Source organism: Helicobacter muridarum (assembly GCF_000765805.2).
Classification (GTDB): Bacteria; Campylobacterota; Campylobacteria; order Campylobacterales; family Helicobacteraceae; genus Helicobacter_A; species Helicobacter_A muridarum.
Window position 1 is genome coordinate 165623 of record NZ_JRPD02000003.1, and the last position, 20485, is coordinate 186107.

A 20485-nucleotide genomic window follows, 5' to 3' on the forward strand; every position below is an offset into this window, starting at 1 on the left:
TATGTAGTATTATAAAACTATATTGTCATATGTCCGATATAATTACGAATTTCATATCCTGTAATTCAAGGAGCTAGGACATGCCTACAAGAAAAACCACTCAATCTTGCAAAACTGATAATAAAATTCAAGAAAAATTAGAAAATTTATTTAAAAACTCAAAGGAAATATATATTTCTTATGAGGTTATTGCCCAAACTATTGATGAAGAGCCAACTATGGCAGTTGTTACTAAAATAAAATCACTTTGCAAAACATACAAGAAAAAGATTATTAGTTCCTCTGAAATGGCTAAAAATTTAAATGAAGAAGACAAAATTCAAGAACAGAAAAAAAGACGTAAAGATATAGAGATGTCTCTCAATGAGGAATTTGATTTCCAAAAGGAGAGGGAATTATTAGAGTGGAGTAGAAGCGATAGCCCCGTTCGTATGTATTTGCGTGAAATGGGGCAGATTCCGCTTTTGAGTAAAGAAGAGGAAGTAAGTCTTAGCAAAGATATGGAAAAAGGCGAAGATATTATTATTGATGCGATTTGCTCTGTGCCGTATCTAATTGACTTTATCCATGATTATAAAGACGCTTTAATCAATCGAGAAAGACGCGTGAAAGAGCTTTTTAAAAGCTTTGAGGATATTCAAGAAAATGATGAAATGGATTTTCAAGAAGACGAAGAAATGGATTTTCAAGAAGACGAGGATTCAAAGCAAAAAGCCAAGCGTAATTATAAAGCAGATGAAGCTAGGATAGCAAAAGTGTTAGAGAGTTTCCAAGCTTTAAACGATGCAAAGAATGATTGGTTAGCTGTTCTAGAAAACGATATCCAAGATTCTAAAAACCACACAGAGCGAACTACAAATGAAGAGTTATTACATACATTTGTACTTGCACATAAAAAGCATATTTTAAAACAGAGATTATTGGCATTGGGACCTACTAGCAAACTTATCAATGAACTTACTAAAGCAATGGAGAATAGCCTAAAGAATGGAGATGGATTTGAGCGGGAATTAAAAAGACTAGAGTATAGACTTAATTTATTTAATGATACCCTTATACAAAATCATAAAAATATATTATCAAATATTACTAATATGACGCGCGAAGATATATTAGCTCAAGTGCCAGAGAATACTATGGTAGCTACTTATATAGAGTTGCAAAAACTTTATAAAACTCGTAAGGCTAGCGAGAATGGATTTAATTTAGAGCCAGATAAGCTAAAGGAGATATTAGAGCAGATTAAGCGTGGCAAAAAGATTTCTGATACAGCAAAAACAAAGATGAGTCGTAGTAACTTACGCCTTGTAGTAAGTATTGCTAAGAGATATACAAACCGCGGTTTACCATTTCTAGATCTAATCCAAGAGGGCAATATAGGTTTAATGAAAGCAGTTGATAAATTTGAATATCGTAAGCAATACAAGTTTTCCACCTATGCTACATGGTGGATAAAGCAAGCAATATCTAGGGCAATAGCAGACCAAGCGCGAACTATTAGAATCCCAATTCATATGATTGATACAATAAATAAGATTAAAAATATAATGCGCAAATATGTGCAAGAGAAAGGCGAAGAATTAGATGTAGAGGCTATTGCAGAGCAGGTTGGCTTGACTGTAGATAAAGTAAAAAATGTGATAAAAATTACAAAAGAACCAATTAGCCTAGAAGCACCTATTGGCAATGATGATGATGGAAAATTTGGCGATTTTGTAGAAGATAAGAGCATGGTTAGCTCTATAGACGATTTGTTAAAAGAGGATTTGAGACATCAAATTGATAATGTGCTAGATCTCTTGAATGAGAGAGAGAAAGCAGTTATTAAGATGAGGTTTGGATTATTGGAGGATGAGAGCGATAGGACTTTAGAGGAAATTGGTAAGGCATTAAATGTAACAAGGGAGAGGGTTAGGCAAATAGAATCAAGTGCCATTAAAAAGCTCAAACATCCACGAATAGGTCGCCAGTTACGACAATATTTAGGAAGCTAGATTGGCTATCATAAATTTTACATATGTTTGAGCTGCTTTTCTGTTTATTTATTCTTATTCATTTTATTTTTAAGTGTTATTGTAGTATTTGAGTTTTTAGAATCTACTTGATATTAATTTTTAGATTTCATAATGTGAGTTATGAGATTAGAAAATTATTTTATTAAATATGGTTATTATTTGACCTAGATTTCTTTTAATTGGTAAAATTTCTTCTTGCTATTTTTACTTATTGACCCTTTCATCTAGTGGCCAAGGATACCACCCTTTCACGGTGGAAACGGAAGTTCAAATCTTCCAAGGGTCGCCATATTTTCTTTTTAAAAATTATTATTCTATTTTATATGTTGAATTATCTTTATTATTGCAAGTAAATAATTTAGAATGCAGATTGGTAGCCTGTTATTAGTCTTGGCAAATTAAATGGATTTGTTTATGCCTTGATTTATAATAAAATTAATGCAATAGACCAATATTAGATAATTAGGCTATAAGAGCAGGAATCAAAAATAAGGGGATATGATGAATAGATTATATGGTTTGTATGGTATAAGCGATTGTAAGCTAACTCCATATGTAAACATATTTCAATATTTAGAATCTGCTATATCTGGTGGATTAAGGATATTCCAATTAAGAGACAAAATTCATAGCGATAATGATATAGAGGGGTTAGCTAGAGAATTGCAAGACTTCTGCCATTCAAAAGATGTTCTTTTTATTATTAATGATAGATATAAATTAGCATTAAAAATTAATGCAGATGGAATCCACCTAGGACGCGATGAATTAGACTGTTTCCAAGATTTGCGAAATAGTTTTAGCGGAATTATTGGTATTAGCTGTTATGCTAGTATAGAATCTGCTATGTATTATGAGGATTTGGGTGCTGACTATGTCGCATTTGGGGCATTTTTCCCATCTCATACAAAGCCAAATGCCACCACTGCGCCAGTAACATTGCTAAAAGAGGCAAAGGTAAAGTGCAAGATTCCTATTTGTGCTATTGGTGGTATTAATGTTAGTAATGTGGGATTGCTGAGAGATGCTGATATGATTGCTGTGATTTCTAGTCTATGGAGTAATGATAACCTTAGCTTACCATGTGAATCTAGCAACTTTATCCGATATAATGCAAGTAGTCTTTTATTAGCATGGAAATCTTAGCCATATATTAAGAGGTTTTTTATGATACAGCCCGCTCATTTGCAAAACCTTATTAGTCAGATTGCTACTGCAAGTAGCAATAGGGAGATTAATGCAACTTTGCCCATACTTTTGCGGGTTCTAAGTAAGCAAAGCGATAATAAGTATTTGGTTCAATTGGGTAAGCTTGTAGTAGAGACAAGCAGCAATAAGGAGCTTACACCGGGAATAAATTATTGGGCTAATGTAAGGCAGGGTAAAGATGGCATTGTTATATCTGATCTAATTAAGCAACCAATGATATTAGATCAACTTGAAAGTTCGCATGTAAAACTACATACTAGGGATTTGCGCGAATTGTTCAATGAGGCTAAAGCTAGCGGAAAACAAGTTGAGAGTCTTTTTAAGGAGTTTTTGCTTGATAGATTGCCAGTTGCCAATACTAGGCAGGAGTTTTTAGAATTATCTAATTTGTTAATTGCCTTACAAAATGGCGTATTTAGCATGGTAATCCAAGATGATAATGGCAGAGATAGACTAGTTCAGGTAAAAAAGCAAGTAGATTTCTTGGAATTTTATAGCGTATTTTGGCATTTAGGTGAGATTAGCGGTTTAGTTATGTTATCTGATTTGAGGCTTAGTGCTAGATTGTGTGTTATGAGCGATAAAGTAAAAAGTGTTTTGGAGAAGCATTTACAAGATTTGAAAGGCTTTGATGAGATTTTAATTGATATTGGTAGCAATGCTCCGCTGTGGGATTTAGGCAATTTTAATACTCCATATATGTTGGATTTACGTGGATAGAACTAATATTATATATGTCAAAGTGCGTTTGTTGTGAATAGAGATTAAAAGGTCAATTATATATTAAGTTTTTAAGTAAGCCAATAAGCAAATAGCCTTTTTTTTAATTCAACTAATATTCTAATCTTACTAAACTATCCTTATTATTGCCTACAATTTCAAATTTCTGATAGAATCTTGAAAAGACATCATCAAAGAAATATATATTATTACACCCCATTCCTACTAATATATTTCCCATTCTAGCAGCTCTCAATCCCATTTTACAATGTAGTAATATTTTTTTGTCTGGGTTATCTTTTGCTAGATTATGAATTGCATGCGGTTCTGTAATGTTTGGCACTCCTTTAATACGAGCGGTATTAACCTCTTCTTCGTCTCGAACGTCAACGATTATAAAGTCCTCTAAATTCATCTCATCTATATATACAGCTTTTGCTAAGCTCTTGAAGTTTGTTCCATATTGTTCCATATATTTCCTTTTTTTGTTTTTATTAATTCTTGCAATTACTATAATATTAAATTTAGATTATAGCTTCATATATTCGTCTTGCCAAAGATTTGGAATCAAGTTTTAAGCTTTGGTCTACTAAATCTACTTTTCCATGTTTAACAAACATATCTCCTATCTCAAAACTAATAATCTTTGGAATCTTGTCTAACATATCACTTGCATATAGTTCTGCTGCAAATTGCATAACCCTAGCTCCTACTCCATTGATTTTATAGTTATCGCTAAAGACAAATATATGGCTATATTGTGCTAAAGCCTGTTTGATTGATTTTGTATCTAGAGGTTTTAGAAACACTATATCCATTATATCTGCTTGGATCGCGTAATTAGCATACATAGATTCTAATGTGCTAGCAGCTCTACCTACTCCGTTTCCATATCCTAATAACAATATTTTATATGAGTTATATGGAGAATTGTTTATGTTTTGTAGTTTATTGGTATTTATTAAATAATCTTGTGAGTTATGATTTTTTACACTAAGATTTGCTTCAACGTCTTTATTTGTTAGATCTAGGTTAGATGTTAAGTCATTTTTATTTTTTTGTATAGCCTGTATAATATGTTTTAACTCTTCTTCCCAAATAAGGACCATTTGGGCTTTTCTCTCTTGCAGATAAGATTTATAATCTCTCCTAGCATTGGATAATGCAAAAGAGATAATTGAGTTTGCTATGTATCTTCGTTTTTGTATTTGTTGTAATTTGGAATCTGCTGTTAAAACTTTATTTTCCAATGCTTCGCTTGTTAGGCTTTCTTTGTTGTGACTAGGAGATTCTGATGTAAGTTTTAATGCTAATTTTGATATAAGCTTAGTTTGATCTTTATTGTTTTCATAAAAGTCTTGTGTTATAAATTTACCCCTAGGATAACGAATCCCAATTGGCGAATCTACCTCTATACTCCACCATAATGCTTGCTCTAGGCTAGCATTATCTCTAGGAGCAGTTAAAATAATATTTGGTATGCCTTGCAAGTAGGCTATATCTAGTAAGCCTTGATGCGTTTCCCCATCTTCTCCTACTAGTCCAGCTCTATCTATACAAAATACCACAGGAAGATTCATAATGCTTACATCATGCACAATTTGATCAAAGGCTCTCTGTAAGAATGTAGAATATATAGCTATATATGGTTTAAATCCTTCTTTTGCCATAGCAGCCATAGATGTTACAGCATGTTGTTCAGCTATTGCTACGTCAAAAAATCTATCTGGGAATTCATCTATTAGCCTATCTATGCCAGTCCCGCTAGGCATGGCTGCAGTAACGCCTACAATATTATCATTGCTTTTAGCCATATCAAATAGAGTTTTACTAAATATTTGGGTTGGATTCTCCATTTTATTTGTGTTTAGAGCCTTACCTGTGTTTAAGTCAAATGGAGGCACACCATGCCATTTTTCATATCTTCCTTCTGCTATTTGATAACCTTTACCTTTGGTAGTTTGGCAGTGAATTAGCACTGGGCGATTTAAATTTTGCGTGCTTTTTAACACAGATACTACTTCTTCTATGTTATTGCCATTTATTGGTCCAATATAATCAATGCCAAATTCTTCAAATAATAATCCGGGCGTAATTAGTTTAAAACTCTCTTCGAATCTTTTTGCAATGAAAGCTGTGCCATCGGGCATTTTTTCAACTATCTTTTTTACTTTCTCACGCATAGATTGATATAGTGGGCTAGCAATGGTCTTTGAGAGAATCTTAGATATAACGCCAATTGGCTTGGCAATGCTCATTTCATTATCATTTAGTAAAATAACTACAGGTAGCTTTAAGTCGCCTAGCTCATTTAATGCTTCATATACTAAACCTGCGCTCATTGCCCCATCTCCTATCATAGCTATAGGCTTGCCTGTTAATCGCGAATTGCCATTTTGCTTATTGCTAATTATATTTAGCCTACGAGCTTTGGCTACTCCTACTGCTAGCGATAGAGAGGTTGAACTGTGCCCAGCTATGAAGTAATCAAGCGTGCTTTCATATGGAGCTATAAAACCACTTATGCCGCCAAATTGCCTTAGTGTGCTAAATTGGCTATATCTGCCTGTTATTAGTTTATGAGCATATGCTTGATGGCTTACATCATAGATAAATGGGTGTTTAGCGCAGTCATATACGGCATGCATTCCAACAATTAGCTCTACTGCGCCAAGAGTAGAGCTTAAGTGTCCACCATTTTTGCTTACTACTTCTAGTATTCTATCCCTTATGGCTTGTGATATTTCTTCAAGCGATTTTATACTAGCACCTTGTAATCTTGTTCTGATATTACGTCCAGATTTGAATTGCTGTAAAATGCTTTGTGTTATGTTGCTGTCTTTTTTTGTTAGTTCTTGTGTTTTATCTTTATGGTTGTTGTTTGCTACTAAAGAATACTGTTGCATTTATATCCTTTCACTAACTTAATTTCCACAGGTTGCATTATAGCATAGCATTATGTTGTATGTCCTCTTGATTTTAGAATTCATTGTTATCTAAGTATTTGGAAATTTTAGTATTCTTAATAGTAGGTTGACTTTAATGCAACAATTAAGGATTTGTTGCTATAATGAGCATAAAATAATTTTAAATTTAACTTAAAAAAGAGCGTTTAATATGAGTGAGCATGCAACAAAGCAACATAATAATCCAAATAACTATGATTGCATTCCAAGCGTTAGTTTTGAATCATTGGGGTTAAATAAAAAGGTTTTAAGAGGAATTAAAGAGGCTGGCTTTACTATTCCTAGCCCTATTCAAGAGAAGGCAATTCCTCCCATAATGGAAAAAAGAGATGTGATAGCCCAAGCTCAAACTGGCACAGGTAAAACAGCTGCATTCGCATTGCCAATCCTTCATGGACTTAAGAATGATTCTAGCATTGAGGCATTAATAATTACGCCTACAAGAGAACTTGCAATGCAAATTAGCGATGATGTGTTTAAGCTTGGGAAATTTCTTAAAACTAAAACTATTTGCGTATATGGAGGTCAGAGTATTAAGAAGCAAATTGATCTTATTGAACGTAATCCTCAGGTCATGATAGCTACGCCGGGTAGATTATTAGATCATTTAAAGAATGAAAGATTAAAGAATTTTTGCCCCGCTGTTGTGGTACTTGATGAATGTGATGAAATGCTTGATATGGGATTTATTGATGACATTGAGGAAATTTTTAAATTTATCCCAAATAATGTTCAAACATTGTTATTCTCCGCGACAATGCCCCCTCGTATACAGGAGCTAGCAGAAAAGATTCTCTATAATCCTTTGCACATAAAGATAGCCTCTACTACTACAACTAATGAGGATATTTCACAGCGATACTATATTATCAATGAGAATGAACGTAATGATGCTCTTGTAAGGTTAATTGATACAGAATATCCATCTAAGAGCATAGTTTTTATACGTACTAAAAAGGAAGCAGATGAGGTTAATACATTTTTACAGAATAAGGGCTATAAAAGTGTAGCCTTACATGGAGATATGGATCAACGTATGAGGAGAGATTCCATCACAGCGTTTAAGAAGAATAAAGCAGATATATTAGTAGCAACTGATGTCGCCGCTAGAGGTTTGGATATAAGTAATATTAGCCATGTTTTTAATTATCATATTCCATTAAATATTGAATCGTATGTTCACAGAATAGGTAGGACAGGTCGCGCTGGTAATAAAGGAGTAGCTATTACATTATCTACTCCACTTGAATACAAGGATTTAAATAAGATTCAAAGTGGCACTAAGTCTCAATTAAAGCTTTATGAGGTGCCCGGAGTTAGCGATGATGTCGTGATTAATAGCATTATTAAATCTGAAGTATCTGATGTTGCGCTTTCCTTATATGAGAGCATAAGAGATAGGCTTGATACTACACAGTTAGCCTTAAAATTGCTTACTTTACACCTACAGAAAAATGTTAAGATTGGCTTAAGTAAACAGGAAGTAGAACATAGCATACATAGTAAAGAAGCCTATCAAAATGAAGATATAGCTCAATATGATTATGGAATTCAAAGCAGAAAAAGGGGAATGGATAAATCAGGCAATAAGAATGCAAGAGGAATACAAGAAAAGCCATATAAGAGGCATAGTAAATCTAAATTAAGTGTCAATGAGATCAAGCAACATAGGAAGCTACAAAGTCAGCAAAAATATTATAAGGGTTGAGTTTGCGACTAAATCAATTTATATCTTTGCATAGTAAGCATTCTAGACGAGAATCAGATATGTTAATCGAGCTAGGCAGGGTGAGGGTTAACCATAGCATTGCTACTAGGCATACAAAAGTTCCAGATATAGCTATTAATAATCCAATAGAAGCACAAAAAGACTTTAAGATTTTCATTGATAATAAGCCCATTTACTATAGCAAGTTTAACTCAAGGAATAATTGGAGTGCCATTGTCTATCATAAGAAAAAGGGTGAGTTAGTAAGTAAATTTGATCCAAAGGGTAGGGCATTAATTTATGATAGTATAGATTCCAAGTATTCTCATTTTATGCCTGTTGGGAGGCTTGATTTTGCAAGTGAAGGATTACTTATATTGAGTGATAGTAAGGCTGTTGTTTGTGCCTTAATGGAATCAGAGCTTCCTCGTGTTTATATTGTCAAGATTGATTCTAAAATTAATGATAAAATTATTTATGCTATGAGTAATGGCATATCGCTTAAAGATGCTAGAGCAGGCGGGCATAGTCATAGCAAGATTATATCGATGGATTTTCCTGCTATGGAGTTTAAGATTATAAGAAACTCTAAGATTTCCAAGCTAAAGTTATGTATAAAGGAGGGTAAGAATCGCGAAATAAGACGTTTTTTTGCTCATTTTAATGCTAACGTGCTTGATTTGCGGCGAGTTAGCTATGGATTTGTGAATCTAAATGCCCTGCCGCTTGGTAAAACTAGATTTTTCACTAGGGAAGAATACAGGGATTTGAAAAATTTTATGCTACTTCCTAAAGAATTAATATAGCAAGAAATAAATCACTATATTATTTTCTTATAGTTATCATATTGAGTTATGTTTTTGTCTATTTTTTATCTCATTTTGTATATTTTGCTAATAATTCCATCATGGAGAGTAATTAATACTAAAATAATATTAGAAAGTTAGTTCTATAGTCATTATTAACATGCTTTTACAATCAAAAAGCCAATATAGAATAAAAAATTATATTATCATAAAATTATAATTTTTAGCCTACTACTTAAATCAATATAAATTAAATTAACAATCTAGCATTTTACTTGATGTCAAATTCTTCACATATAGCCTCAAATTCTAAATAATACTTCCATGATTCTATAATGTCTAATCTGGTTTGTTTAATATGAGATAATTCATTATCTAATATAGCTTTAAGAGATTTAGCTAGTTTGGGGTTTTGGCTCAAATATGTCAATACATCACTTTCTTTTAGCTTTTTGGCATTGTTGCACAGCATTTCTTTTTGCACCACATCAAATAGATTTTCTAATTCCTTTTTAGTTAGGTATATATTTCTATTATCTTGTAGTTTCTCTAATGTTTTATTTGTTGCATAAATCTTTACATGACTAAAGTTCTTATCGTCCTTGTATGAGTTTGGCATAAGTTGCAATGTTACATCATGTTTATATTCGTTTAATGTTAAGTTGTGTTGTTGGAGATTGCATACGAGTTCTACTTGACCATCTGTAATTGGAATATGGAATCTTATTGGTAAAAATGCACGCAACTCTCCATATAGACTTCCCTCAAAATAATGTTTATCTTTAGGGGGTGGGAATCCAAACTTATGTGAAAGCTCATTCATGGTATTATATGTTTTGCTACCTATTATTTGGCTCATATCAATGTAATGAACTTCAGAAATGCTAGGAATAGATTTTATAATATCATTTGTTACAAACATGCCTTGCATATCTTGCATTTGGATTCTACCGGAGAATAAATGCTCTAGTTGATCTAGGCATGGATTATTGGCTAGATGAAATTGCCCTGTTTGTGGATTATAGTGTTGGTATTTTATGCAATCTTTGAATATGGCAGATAGGTTACCCCCCCCCCCCATTACTATTTCTTGAGTGTTATTTCTTTCTAAAGAGTGATTAATGCTTGATTTGCATATACTAATGGGATCTCTTACAAGTGATATTGCTTTGATTTTATCTTTGATAGTTGAAAAGAATTTTTGATAGTCTTTGAAATTATATTCTGATATAGATATGATATTGTAGTTTTTATTGTCTCGAATAAGTCTAGTGTAAATCTCTCTGTATCTAGTGTAGCCATCTTCATAAAAATGCCAATTCGTGTTAATTCCGCATTTATATAAGAATCTTTGCATGGCATTATGTCCTGTTCCATGTGAAGCTATATATAGAAATTTATATCCCTTTGGAAGCCCTAATCCTAACTTCCATGCAATAGGCATAAACATATCAATAAGTATATTGCCACGTAATACTTTGCTTGTGCGATGTGATATTGCCTTTTTTATTCCGATTTCTTTCATAATCCGCCAAGTGTTATTATTTGTAATACCCATAATGCTCCTTAATCATAGGTTTGATATATGTAGTAAAATATTATTCATGCTTCTCACCAAATATCACGCATATAATTCCAATAAATCCAATTCCTATCCCATAGTATTGCTTAGTTGTAAGTGTTGGTTCAAAGAATATGAATGAGATACTAAGTATGCCAATTAGCCCTACTATTTCCCAGACTGAATATGCCACTCCAAGAGCGATTTTACGCAATGTTAATGACATGCAATAATATGATAAAGCCATCATACAAACGAGATTTATCTTTGGTATGAGATATGATGGGATATGAATTCCTAGAATTTGCAATGTTTCCCCAATGCCCATTTTTTCCAACCATGATGGTATAATTTTTAATAGCATTATTCCTGTGATTTCAAGTCCTATTGCTATGAATAAAAATATCCATGATATTAGCCTTTGTTGCTTATCTCTTGCTGTGTTTTTTGTTTGTTTTATTTCATTATTAGGCTTCATTATATCTCTCTTGATAAAGTAATTGCATTATATCATTGATTGCGTTAGAATCTCTTTTATTTGACTTGGAGAGTTATATGCCCAGTATCACACAAGCAAGCATTGATCTATTAAAATCAAATATTGATATTGTTGATTTGATTAGCCATTATATTGATGTAAGTCGTGTTGGTATTAATTTTATGGCACTTTGCCCATTCCACGATGATAAAACGCCAAGCCTATCTATTAGTCAAGCAAAAGGTTTGTATCATTGTCATGCATGCGGAGCAAGTGGAGATGGAATCAAATTTGTCATGCAACATCAGAATGTAGGGTTTCAGGACGCATTAGAGATAATTGCTAGCTTTTATCGTATATCGCTTGAGTATGTTGATCATGAAAATGGTGCTAGCAAGAAAAAGAGTCATATTTTGGATTCCATTGCTAGCTTTTATCATAACAATCTATTAAATAATCAAGATGTATTGCAATATCTATTCTCTCGTGGCTTAAGTATGGATTCTATTAGGAATTTTAAGATTGGCTATTGTGGAGCTAGCTTTGAGACACAAAAAGCCTTGCAAGAGCACTCTCTTAGCTATAAAGAGGCATTAGAGTATGGAATATTAATTGAGAGTTATAATAGACCATATGCACGATTTAGCAATCGTATCACATTTCCTATTTGCTCTGCTAATGGTTCTGTAGTTGGATTTGGCGGCAGGACATTAAGCAATGATAAGCATATTGCAAAATATATTAACTCCCATCAAAGCAAAATTTTTAATAAATCCAAGATTCTATATGGCTACAATTTAGCAAGGCAATCTATCTATAAGCAAAAAAGCATGATTGTTTGTGAAGGATATTTAGATGTTATTTTACTTCATCAAGCTGGCTTTTGTAATGCAGTTGCTACGCTTGGCACAGCACTAAATAATGGTCATTTAGGCATTATTAATAAGGACAATACAAGTATATATATGTGCTATGATGGAGATATAGCAGGCATTAATGCTGCTTGCAAAGCTGCTAGATTTTTATCTAAGCATAGTAAAGATGGTGGTGTAGTTTTGCTTAGAGATGGGCTTGATCCTGCTGATATGATATTGCAGCATAAAGAAGATGATTTTAGATTAGCCCTAAAGCATGCTAAGTCATTTATTGATTTTGTATTAGAGGATATTGTGATGAAGTTTGATTTAAAAAATCCTATACAAAAGCAGCAAGCCTTACAGGCTAGTTTAGAATTCATGCACACGCTAAACCCACTTATACAAGATGACTATAAAGCCCTAAAATTACCACAATTGCTAAATATACAAAAAAGACATATCACAAAGAAATACGAAAAGCAAAAAGATATAGCCATTATACCTAGCTTTGATAATATTTCAGAGGCAAACATTCTTGTTAGCATGCTAGATAATGAAGAGAATTTTTATCTTGGAATGCAGTTTTTGGATATAAAACATTTTATGACATATAGAGAGGAGTTTAGCATGATATCTAATGGTATAAGAGAACATGATAAAATTATGACTTTACGTTTTAAGAGTAATGCAAGCTTTTCTAATAAGGAATTTGCCTATGAGCTTAGAATCTTTTTGCTTGCCTATGCTAAAAATCTAGTCAATAATATCTCAAGGGATTCTAATCTTATTGGCATGGCTAGGATTGAGGCTATTGGCAAGCTAAGGAATGCTATACGTATATTAGAGTTAGAGCGTAGATTAGTCGTTGTATAGTGCTTTAAAAACTAGCATTTATTTGCATGATGATAGTTTTATTCCAATTTTGCTTTGATAATATCATAGACTAGTTTTGGCTGTATATTATCTAGACGCAGTCCGATAGCTGGATTTTTGGCATAGTCTTTGATAATAGAATCTAGATTTTTGTAGCTGAAGATTCCTAGCGGAGTAAGCATTGTGTGGTGTTTTTCCTTGCTAAAGATTCCATATCTCATGGGATTATTATGTTTGCTATATTGATTTAGGCTTAATGTTTGCACTCCTAAAGCACTAGCGCAATGTAAAAGTAGAGTATTATTTGATACAAACAATCTAGCATAACTTATTATTGCTAGCAGTTGCTTTTGGTTGTTTGATATGTATAGATTATTTTTACTCAAATTTGAATATTGCTCTAGCATAGTTTCATATGCTGCTTGCTCACTTGGGTTTGCAATGATTAGAATCATATTGTCATCAGCTAGTAAATTCGCAGTGCTAAAGAAGTTTTTAACCTCCCAACCTATGCTATTGCCATCTTTACTAGGATATATAATGATTAGATTAGATTCCATGTTTGATTTAAATCTAGATTCCAAATATTTGCCTGCTTGCTGTTGCTGCTGTATGGTTAAATATAGTTTTGGGAAGAAAATTCCTTGACAATTAAGAGCTTTTAACAAGTCAAGGTTATATTGTATTTCGTGTTTTTTTGGAGACAATCTAGATTGCTTAATTTTATAATTGAATAAAAATGAATGCAAATCAGAGAATATTCCTATACGTATTTTTACTTTGGCTAGAAATAGTGCTATAGTGCTTTTTTTATCTTGAGTAAATGATATTGATATATCTACTTTTGCTTCCTTTATAGCACTAGATAGGCTATGTTTGGAATCTATTAGCAAGATATTGCTTATTTCTGGATTGTTGTCTAGTAAATATCTCATACTTGAATGTATAAGTAAGCTTATTTTTGCATTTGGATAGTTTGTTTTTATCGAGTATATACATGGTAGGCAAAAGATAGGAAATGATAGATTTTGATATTGGTTGCAGTAAACAAGCAAGAAATGATAGCTTTTGTCTTTATTTAGTCTTATCATCTATAGCTTTCATAATATCTTGCATGATTTTTGTGGGATTTGTGTTTGCATTAATGATTATTTTGCTTGCTTTAGTATAAAGTGGCTCTCTTTGTATATAAAGTTCTTTTGCCTTCTGAATGTCTTTAAATAATGGTCTAGTATTTACTTCATTTATAATTCTTTGCACTATAGAATCAAAATCTATTTTTAGATATATAGCAATGCCAAGCTTGCTTATGTCGTTAAATATTGGCATACCACCACCTGTGGCTATGATGTTATTGCTACTATTTTCAAACTCATCTATAAAGTTTTTTTCAAGCAAACGGAAATAATGTTCTCCTTTTGAAGCAAAAATGTCCTTAATGCTTGTTTTCTGTATTGATTCTATATAGCTATCACTATCTATTAAACTCTTATCCAAATTTTTTGCTAGCATTGACGCAATGCTACTTTTACCACTGCCCATAAAGCCAATCAAAACTATATTTTGCATAATTAATTCCTAACCTTAAAATTTGGTAATTTTAAGGTTATGATTATATTATGATAACGCGTGATTTTATAGTTAAAGTTTATAAAATAAGATTTGTATTATAATATTTAAAAGTTAAAAATAAAATTAAATTATCAATTTCATTCTTAGATATAAAATTAACAGTGTGTATTTTTTACTCATTTTTGTAAAAAAAAATAAATACAAAATTAATAAAAAGATATTTCAAGAAAATATATTTTATAATCTCAAACATGTCGTATATGGCTAGGTTGAGGTTATATACTACACCGCGTATTTCGAGTTTTTAAGGGAGGCTTAATGCAAGAAGATAAGATTATTGAGGGATATTTGGGTATAACTCCCGAACGTAAAAAGAGTAGAATGCCTGCTAGGTTAGATTGGTGGCAGAGTGCTACAGGTTTATTTTTGGGCTTGTTTATGATAGCACACATGTTTTTTGTATCGAGTATACTAATTAGCGATGAGTTTATGTATACTATTACAAAATTCTTTGAAGGTAGTATTTTTATTGCTGCGGGTGAGCCAAAGATTGTTAGCGGAGTAGCAGCGTTTGTTTTTATAGTGTTTGTAGCACATGCTTTTTTGGCTATGCGAAAGTTTCCTATTAATTATAGGCAATTCTTGGCTTTGAAGGCTCATAAGCATGTTATGAAGCATAGCGATACTAGCTTGTGGTTTATCCAAGCTGCAACTGGTTTTGTTATGTTTTTCCTTGCTAGTGTTCATTTGTATATTATGTTCGCACAACCTGATACAATAGGACCAAGCGGATCATCTTTCCGTTTCTTTGAACAAAATTTTTGGTTACTATATATAGTATTGTTATTTGCTGTTGAGCTTCATGGCTCTATTGGATTATATAGACTTTGCATTAAATGGGGTTGGCTTGAAGGGTTAGGTATATCAGGTTTAAGGAATGCTAAATGGGCTATGAGTGCATTCTTTATTATATTGGGATTAGCAACTTTCTGGGCTTATTTTTCTAAGGGAATGAATCAGAATTTCAAAGACATTAATGATGCAAAAGAATATGATCATGAGCGTTTTTCTAAACATGCTCAATCTAATCTAGCAAATCCAGATTATATGGCTAAAGTAGCAGTTTCTATTGCTAAAGAGAACTTGAGCAAGTAATTTGAAAGGAAGATTTTATGAAAGTAGTATATTGCGATTCGTTAATTATTGGTGGAGGTTTAGCTGGATTGAGAGCGTCTATAGCTACTCAACAAGAGGGGTTAAATACTATTGTGCTTAGTCTTGTTCCTGTTAAGAGAAGCCACTCAGCTGCAGCTCAAGGTGGAATGCAAGCAAGTCTTGGAAACTCTGTTAAGAGTGATGGAGATAATGAGGATCTACATTTTATAGATACAGTTAAGGGCAGTGATTGGGGTTGCGACCAAGATGTAGCCAGAATGTTTGTAAATACAGCACCAAAGGCAATTAGAGAATTAGCTGGATTTGGTGTTCCATGGACTAGAATACAAAAGGGCGATCGTCCTGCGGTTATTAATGGGGAGAAAGTAACTATTACAGAAGACGATTTCCGACATGGCTATATACATTCACGCGATTTTGGTGGCACAAAAAAATGGAGGACTTGTTATACTTCTGATGCAACCGGGCATACTATGTTATATGCTGTTGCAAATGAGGCTTATAAGCTTGGAGTTGATATTCAAGATAGAAAAGAAGCAATATCTATTATTCATCAAGATGGTAGATGTTATGGTGCAGTTGTTAGAGATTTAATAACTGGTGAGCTATCAGCGTATGTGGCTAAGGGAACTTTGATTGCTACAGGTGGATATGGTAGGGTATATAAACATACAACTAATGCTGTAATTTGCGAGGGAATTGGTGCTGCGATTGCAATGGAGACTGGTATTGCTAAGCTTGGCAATATGGAAGCTGTGCAATTCCACCCAACTCCTCTTGTGCCTACAGGTATATTACTTACAGAGGGTTGTCGCGGTGATGGTGGAATCTTGCGAGATGTTGATGGCTATCGATTTATGCCAGATTATGAGCCAGAGAAAAAGGAGCTAGCAAGTCGGGATGTTGTATCAAGAAGAATGCTTGAGCATATAAGGAATGGAAAAGGTGTAAAATCTCCTTATGGTGATCATTTATGGCTTGATATTGCTATTTTGGGTAGAGCGCATGTTGAACGTAATTTGCGTGATGTGCAAGATATTTGTAAGACATTTGCAGGATTAGATCCAGCTGAAAAGTGGGCTCCTGTTCGTCCTATGCAGCATTATTCAATGGGTGGTATTAGGACAGATTATAGAGGGGAATCTTATCTTAAAGGACTCTTTGCTGCAGGTGAGGCTTCTTGCTGGGATTTGCACGGCTTTAATAGGCTTGGTGGTAATTCTGTTAGTGAAGCTGTAGTTGCTGGTATGATTATTGGAGACTATTTTGCTGAATTTTGCAAAGGAGCACAAGTTGATGTTCGGACTTCAACTCTTGAATCTTTTATCAAAAAAGAAGAGTCATATATTGCTTCATTATTAAATAGCTCTGGGACTGAAAATGTTTATGAATTAAAAAATAGCATGAAAGAGGTAATGGAACATAGTGTCGGAATCTTTCGTGATGGCAAAGGCTTACAAGATGCTTTAAATAAACTAGAGAATTTATATAAGCGCACAAGGAATATACGTGTAACCAATAAAAAGGTTCATAATAATCCAGAATTAGAAGATGCTTATCGTACTACTAAAATGCTCAAAATCGCTTTATGTATAGCTAAGGGTGCGCTTGATCGGACAGAATCAAGAGGAGCACACTCAAGAGAGGATTTTCCAAAGCGCGATGATTTGAATTGGTTAAAAAGAACTCTTGCAGGTTGGGGAGATGATCCGGCTCAAACATTGCCTGATATAACATATGAAGATTTGGATATTATGAAAATGGAAATAGCCCCCGGATTCCGTGGATATGGAGCTAAAGGTATGATTATAGAACATCCAAATAGTGCGATAAGACAAGCAGAGATAGAGAAAATCACCAAAGAAGTGCAAGCTAAGGGCGGAGATAGATACGCGATACAAGAGGCATTAATGCCATTTAATTTACAACCACACTATAAAGCAAGAAACCAAAGATTAGGAGATAAGAGATGAGTATGGAACAAGGAAGAACTATTACTATTAGAGCATTAAAATTTGATCCACAGAGTGCTATTTCTAAGCCTCATTTTAGGGAATATAAATTACAAGAGACTAGCTCTATGACTGTTTTTATTGCTCTAAATATGATTAGAGAGCAACAAGATCCAGATTTGAGCTTTGATTTTGTTTGTCGTGCTGGGATATGCGGTAGTTGTGGTATGATGATTAACGGAAGACCCGGACTTGCCTGTAGGACACTTACTAAGGATTTTCCTGATGGCGTAATAACTCTTATGCCATTACCAGCCTTTAAGCTTATTAAAGACTTGAGTGTAAATACAGGTGATTGGTTTGAGGGTATGACAAAACGTGTTGAAAGTTGGATTCATACACAGCATAAACCAGATATTTCTAAACTTGAGGTTCCAATAGAACCTAATGTAGCTGATGAGGTATTCGAGCTTGATAGATGTATTGAGTGTGGTTGTTGTATTGCTAGTTGCGCGACTAAAGTTATGAGAGATGACTTTGTTGGTGCTGCGGGTATGAATAGGGTGGTTCGATATATGATTGATCCTCATGATGAGCGCACTGATGATGATTATTATGAGCTAATTGGAAATGATGATGGTGTTTTTGGTTGTATGAGCCTAATTGCATGTCATGATGTTTGCCCTAAAGAATTGCCATTGCAAAGCAAAATTGCATATTTAAGGCGTAAAATGGTTGCCTTACGATAATTTGCTATAATTAGATAGTAGATATTTATCTACTATTCGATATATTGCTTCTAATATATGAGAGGCTTTATATACTAAAGAGTAAATTATTTTACGATTGTCCTTTGTATTATATGTACATTTTGCAGCTATATGTTTCATAACGCTTTGGGCTTTGGTAAAATGATATACCTCTTTTGTCCTAACATAATTCCATATAATTCTTCAGATGAAAGTTTTTAAGAATGACACAGAAATTTTATCTTGTGTTGGTTCTATCTAATTAATTTATACTAATTTTAAATCACAATAACAAGTAAAATTCAAATTAATCAAATTGATAAATGATAATAAATAAGTGTAAAAGATATTATAAAATCAAAGTGATGAATATATGAAGAAAATAGCGTGTGGGTGGGAGTTTGTGGCATGTTTGTGTGAAATCAAAGTGAGGGGTTATTTTCTTGAATTTGTCAAAAGATTTTTATACATTGTAAAAAGAATCCTATACATTCCTGTGCATTATCCTATACATGAGTCTAAAAATCATGAGAAAAGAGCGATTTTAAGGGCATTTAAACGCTTTTAAACAAAAATATTTAAATGTTTAAATAGTAAAATTTGTAAAATTGCTTTTAGTAAAACAAATAGCATTAAAGTTTTTGAAATAAACCTACTACAACACCTAATATTTCATAGTTTTCACCTTCTAGTATTATGTCATCATAGCTTTTATTATCGCTTATAAGCTTGTATTTTGGACGTTTTTGCAGTCTTTTGATATATAGCTCATCATCTATGCGGGTAACGCAGATTTGCTCCTCTCTTGGTATGCCTTTTTCTAAAGAAGCCTTGCTTTGCACTAAAAGCTTGCAATTAGGTGGTATGGTCGGGAGCATAGAATCACCTCTAGCGTGGATTATTGACAAATCCACAAAAGAAGTAAGCCCAAAATTCCTATGCAAAAAGCTCTTATCAATCCCTACATAGCTTTCTATATTCTCATCATTAATAAGTCTTTGCCCTGCACTTGCATAGACATCATAAATTGGGATTTGGATAGTGTCATTTGATTGAGAGTTATTTTGACTAAGGAATCCTTTATTTTGCGACTTAGGAATCACTAAGGAATCACTAAGGAATCTATTTTGAGGCGACTTGGGAATCTCATCATCAAAAAAATATGATGTTGCTATATTAAATTCTTGACTTATTTTTTGTAAAAAATCTGCCGTTGGAGATGTTTTTCCATACTCATAGTTTTGGAGTGTTCTCGAATTAATATTTAATCGGCTTGCAAATTCCTCTTGAGTTAACTCACCCCTTATTTCACGAATTTTTTTATGTATATTCACTCTAAGCCTTTGACAATACGAAAAATAAATCGTATAATTACTCTAATTAGCTTATTTTAGCTTAAAAAGTTTAAAGATAGGCTAATTGGTAGGGAGGGTGGGAAGAATATCACTTTTAGGACTGAATGATGAAAATCAAGAAGTTTAAAAAAGTGGTTGTAAAACTTAAGCTTTGGAGGCTGAAAATAACCTTTAAAATAGGCTAAACAGCTTTCAAACTTAATTTTCAATTCACTTTCCCCTTAGCTTTAGGCTCTGGGGTTAGTGGATTATAGCATAAAATCATAAAAAGGATAAGAATGAATGAGAGTGTAGCAGCACAAATGCTAAAAAGAGGCATGAGGCTTAGGGCTTGGGCGATTTCTAAGGGTGTAGAAAAACATTTAACTCTGCTTAAATCCCTATCTACAGGCAAGACACAAGGTAGATATGGTAAAAGCAAGGAGCTAAGAATTGCGCTAGAGCAAGAGGGATTCTATATCCCTAAAAAGACAATAGGAGTTGGACAA

17 protein-coding genes and 1 tRNA gene are annotated in these 20485 nt (G+C 33.2%); 11 read left to right on the forward strand and 7 right to left on the reverse strand.

The window, feature by feature from the left end; all coding sequences use genetic code 11:
* The first annotated feature begins 80 nt into the window (after positions 1–80).
* The 4 genes from rpoD (at position 81) to LS73_RS02600 (ending at position 3944) form a co-directional block, all read left to right on the forward strand.
* On the forward strand, positions 81–1994 hold the full coding sequence (gene rpoD, locus LS73_RS02585; protein WP_034556973.1) for an RNA polymerase sigma factor RpoD: 1914 nt from the start codon (positions 81–83) through the stop codon (positions 1992–1994).
* Between the two features lie 234 nt (positions 1995–2228).
* Positions 2229–2304 (forward strand) — tRNA-Glu (locus LS73_RS02590).
* Positions 2305–2516: 212 nt separating this feature from the next.
* Positions 2517–3161, forward strand: a complete 645-nt coding sequence (gene thiE, locus LS73_RS02595) for a thiamine phosphate synthase (RefSeq protein WP_233708899.1) — start codon at positions 2517–2519, stop codon at positions 3159–3161.
* 21 nt (positions 3162–3182) lie between these two features.
* A complete protein-coding gene (locus tag LS73_RS02600; RefSeq protein ID WP_034556975.1) occupies positions 3183–3944 on the forward strand; it encodes a hypothetical protein in 762 nt (253 codons plus the stop codon).
* A 112-nt stretch (positions 3945–4056) separates the two neighbouring features.
* On the opposite strand, the gene LS73_RS02605 is transcribed toward LS73_RS02600, so the two are convergent.
* Positions 4057–4416 carry a rhodanese-like domain-containing protein gene (locus LS73_RS02605; RefSeq protein ID WP_034556977.1) on the reverse strand — a complete coding sequence of 120 codons (360 nt, stop codon included), beginning with the start codon at positions 4414–4416 and terminating at the stop codon, positions 4057–4059.
* A gap of 52 nt (positions 4417–4468) precedes the next feature.
* Entirely contained in the window at positions 4469–6850 is a 2382-nt protein-coding gene (gene dxs / locus LS73_RS02610; RefSeq protein WP_052089476.1) for a 1-deoxy-D-xylulose-5-phosphate synthase, read from the reverse strand.
* A 211-nt stretch (positions 6851–7061) separates the two neighbouring features.
* Here dxs and LS73_RS02615 point away from each other — a divergent pair, with 211 nt between their 5' ends.
* Together LS73_RS02615 and LS73_RS02620 are read left to right on the forward strand one after the other, a co-directional pair.
* Entirely contained in the window at positions 7062–8618 is a 1557-nt protein-coding gene (locus tag LS73_RS02615) for a DEAD/DEAH box helicase (protein WP_034556978.1), read from the forward strand.
* A gap of 2 nt (positions 8619–8620) precedes the next feature.
* Entirely contained in the window at positions 8621–9424 is an 804-nt protein-coding gene (locus LS73_RS02620) for a pseudouridine synthase (RefSeq protein WP_034556980.1), read from the forward strand.
* A 271-nt stretch (positions 9425–9695) separates the two neighbouring features.
* Here the strand turns inward: LS73_RS02620 and LS73_RS02625 are convergent, their stop codons facing one another.
* The gene (locus LS73_RS02625) at positions 9696–10982 is read right to left on the reverse strand and encodes a DUF2972 domain-containing protein (protein ID WP_104692261.1); all 1287 of its coding nucleotides are present in this window, start codon (positions 10980–10982) and stop codon (positions 9696–9698) included.
* A 40-nt stretch (positions 10983–11022) separates the two neighbouring features.
* Positions 11023–11463, reverse strand: coding sequence for a DMT family transporter (locus LS73_RS02630; RefSeq protein WP_034557793.1), 441 nt, complete (start codon positions 11461–11463; stop codon positions 11023–11025).
* Positions 11464–11540: 77 nt separating this feature from the next.
* Here LS73_RS02630 and dnaG point away from each other — a divergent pair, with 77 nt between their 5' ends.
* A complete protein-coding gene (gene dnaG, locus LS73_RS02635) occupies positions 11541–13193 on the forward strand; it encodes a DNA primase (RefSeq protein WP_034557791.1) in 1653 nt (550 codons plus the stop codon).
* Between the two features lie 38 nt (positions 13194–13231).
* Here the strand turns inward: dnaG and LS73_RS02640 are convergent, their stop codons facing one another.
* Both LS73_RS02640 and LS73_RS02645 read right to left on the reverse strand, forming a co-directional pair.
* Complete coding sequence (locus LS73_RS02640) at positions 13232–14284, reverse strand: glycosyltransferase family 9 protein (protein ID WP_034557789.1); 1053 nt, start codon at positions 14282–14284, stop codon at positions 13232–13234.
* The gene (locus tag LS73_RS02645) at positions 14268–14762 is read right to left on the reverse strand and encodes a shikimate kinase (RefSeq protein WP_034557787.1); all 495 of its coding nucleotides are present in this window, start codon (positions 14760–14762) and stop codon (positions 14268–14270) included. The genes LS73_RS02640 and LS73_RS02645 overlap by 17 nt, the downstream gene beginning before the upstream one ends.
* Before the next feature lie 321 nt (positions 14763–15083).
* Between LS73_RS02645 and LS73_RS02650 the strand changes: the two genes are divergently transcribed.
* Genes LS73_RS02650 through LS73_RS02660 form a run of 3 tightly spaced genes read left to right on the forward strand, consistent with a single transcriptional unit; the run spans position 15084 to position 18642 of the window.
* Entirely contained in the window at positions 15084–15920 is an 837-nt protein-coding gene (locus tag LS73_RS02650) for a fumarate reductase cytochrome b subunit (RefSeq protein ID WP_034557785.1), read from the forward strand.
* A gap of 17 nt (positions 15921–15937) precedes the next feature.
* Entirely contained in the window at positions 15938–17914 is a 1977-nt protein-coding gene (locus LS73_RS02655) for a fumarate reductase flavoprotein subunit (RefSeq protein WP_034557784.1), read from the forward strand.
* The gene (locus tag LS73_RS02660) at positions 17911–18642 is read left to right on the forward strand and encodes a fumarate reductase iron-sulfur subunit (RefSeq protein ID WP_104692262.1); all 732 of its coding nucleotides are present in this window, start codon (positions 17911–17913) and stop codon (positions 18640–18642) included. The genes LS73_RS02655 and LS73_RS02660 overlap by 4 nt, the downstream gene beginning before the upstream one ends.
* A gap of 632 nt (positions 18643–19274) precedes the next feature.
* Here the strand turns inward: LS73_RS02660 and LS73_RS02665 are convergent.
* Positions 19275–19976: an XRE family transcriptional regulator gene (locus LS73_RS02665; RefSeq protein WP_114985945.1), complete on the reverse strand. Its 702-nt coding sequence runs from the start codon at positions 19974–19976 to the stop codon at positions 19275–19277.
* 299 nt (positions 19977–20275) lie between these two features.
* On the opposite strand from LS73_RS02665, the gene LS73_RS02670 reads away from it, so the two are divergent.
* Positions 20276–20485, forward strand: a 210-nt coding sequence (locus LS73_RS02670; protein WP_201273575.1) for a hypothetical protein, incomplete at its 3' end; no start/stop codon positions are given.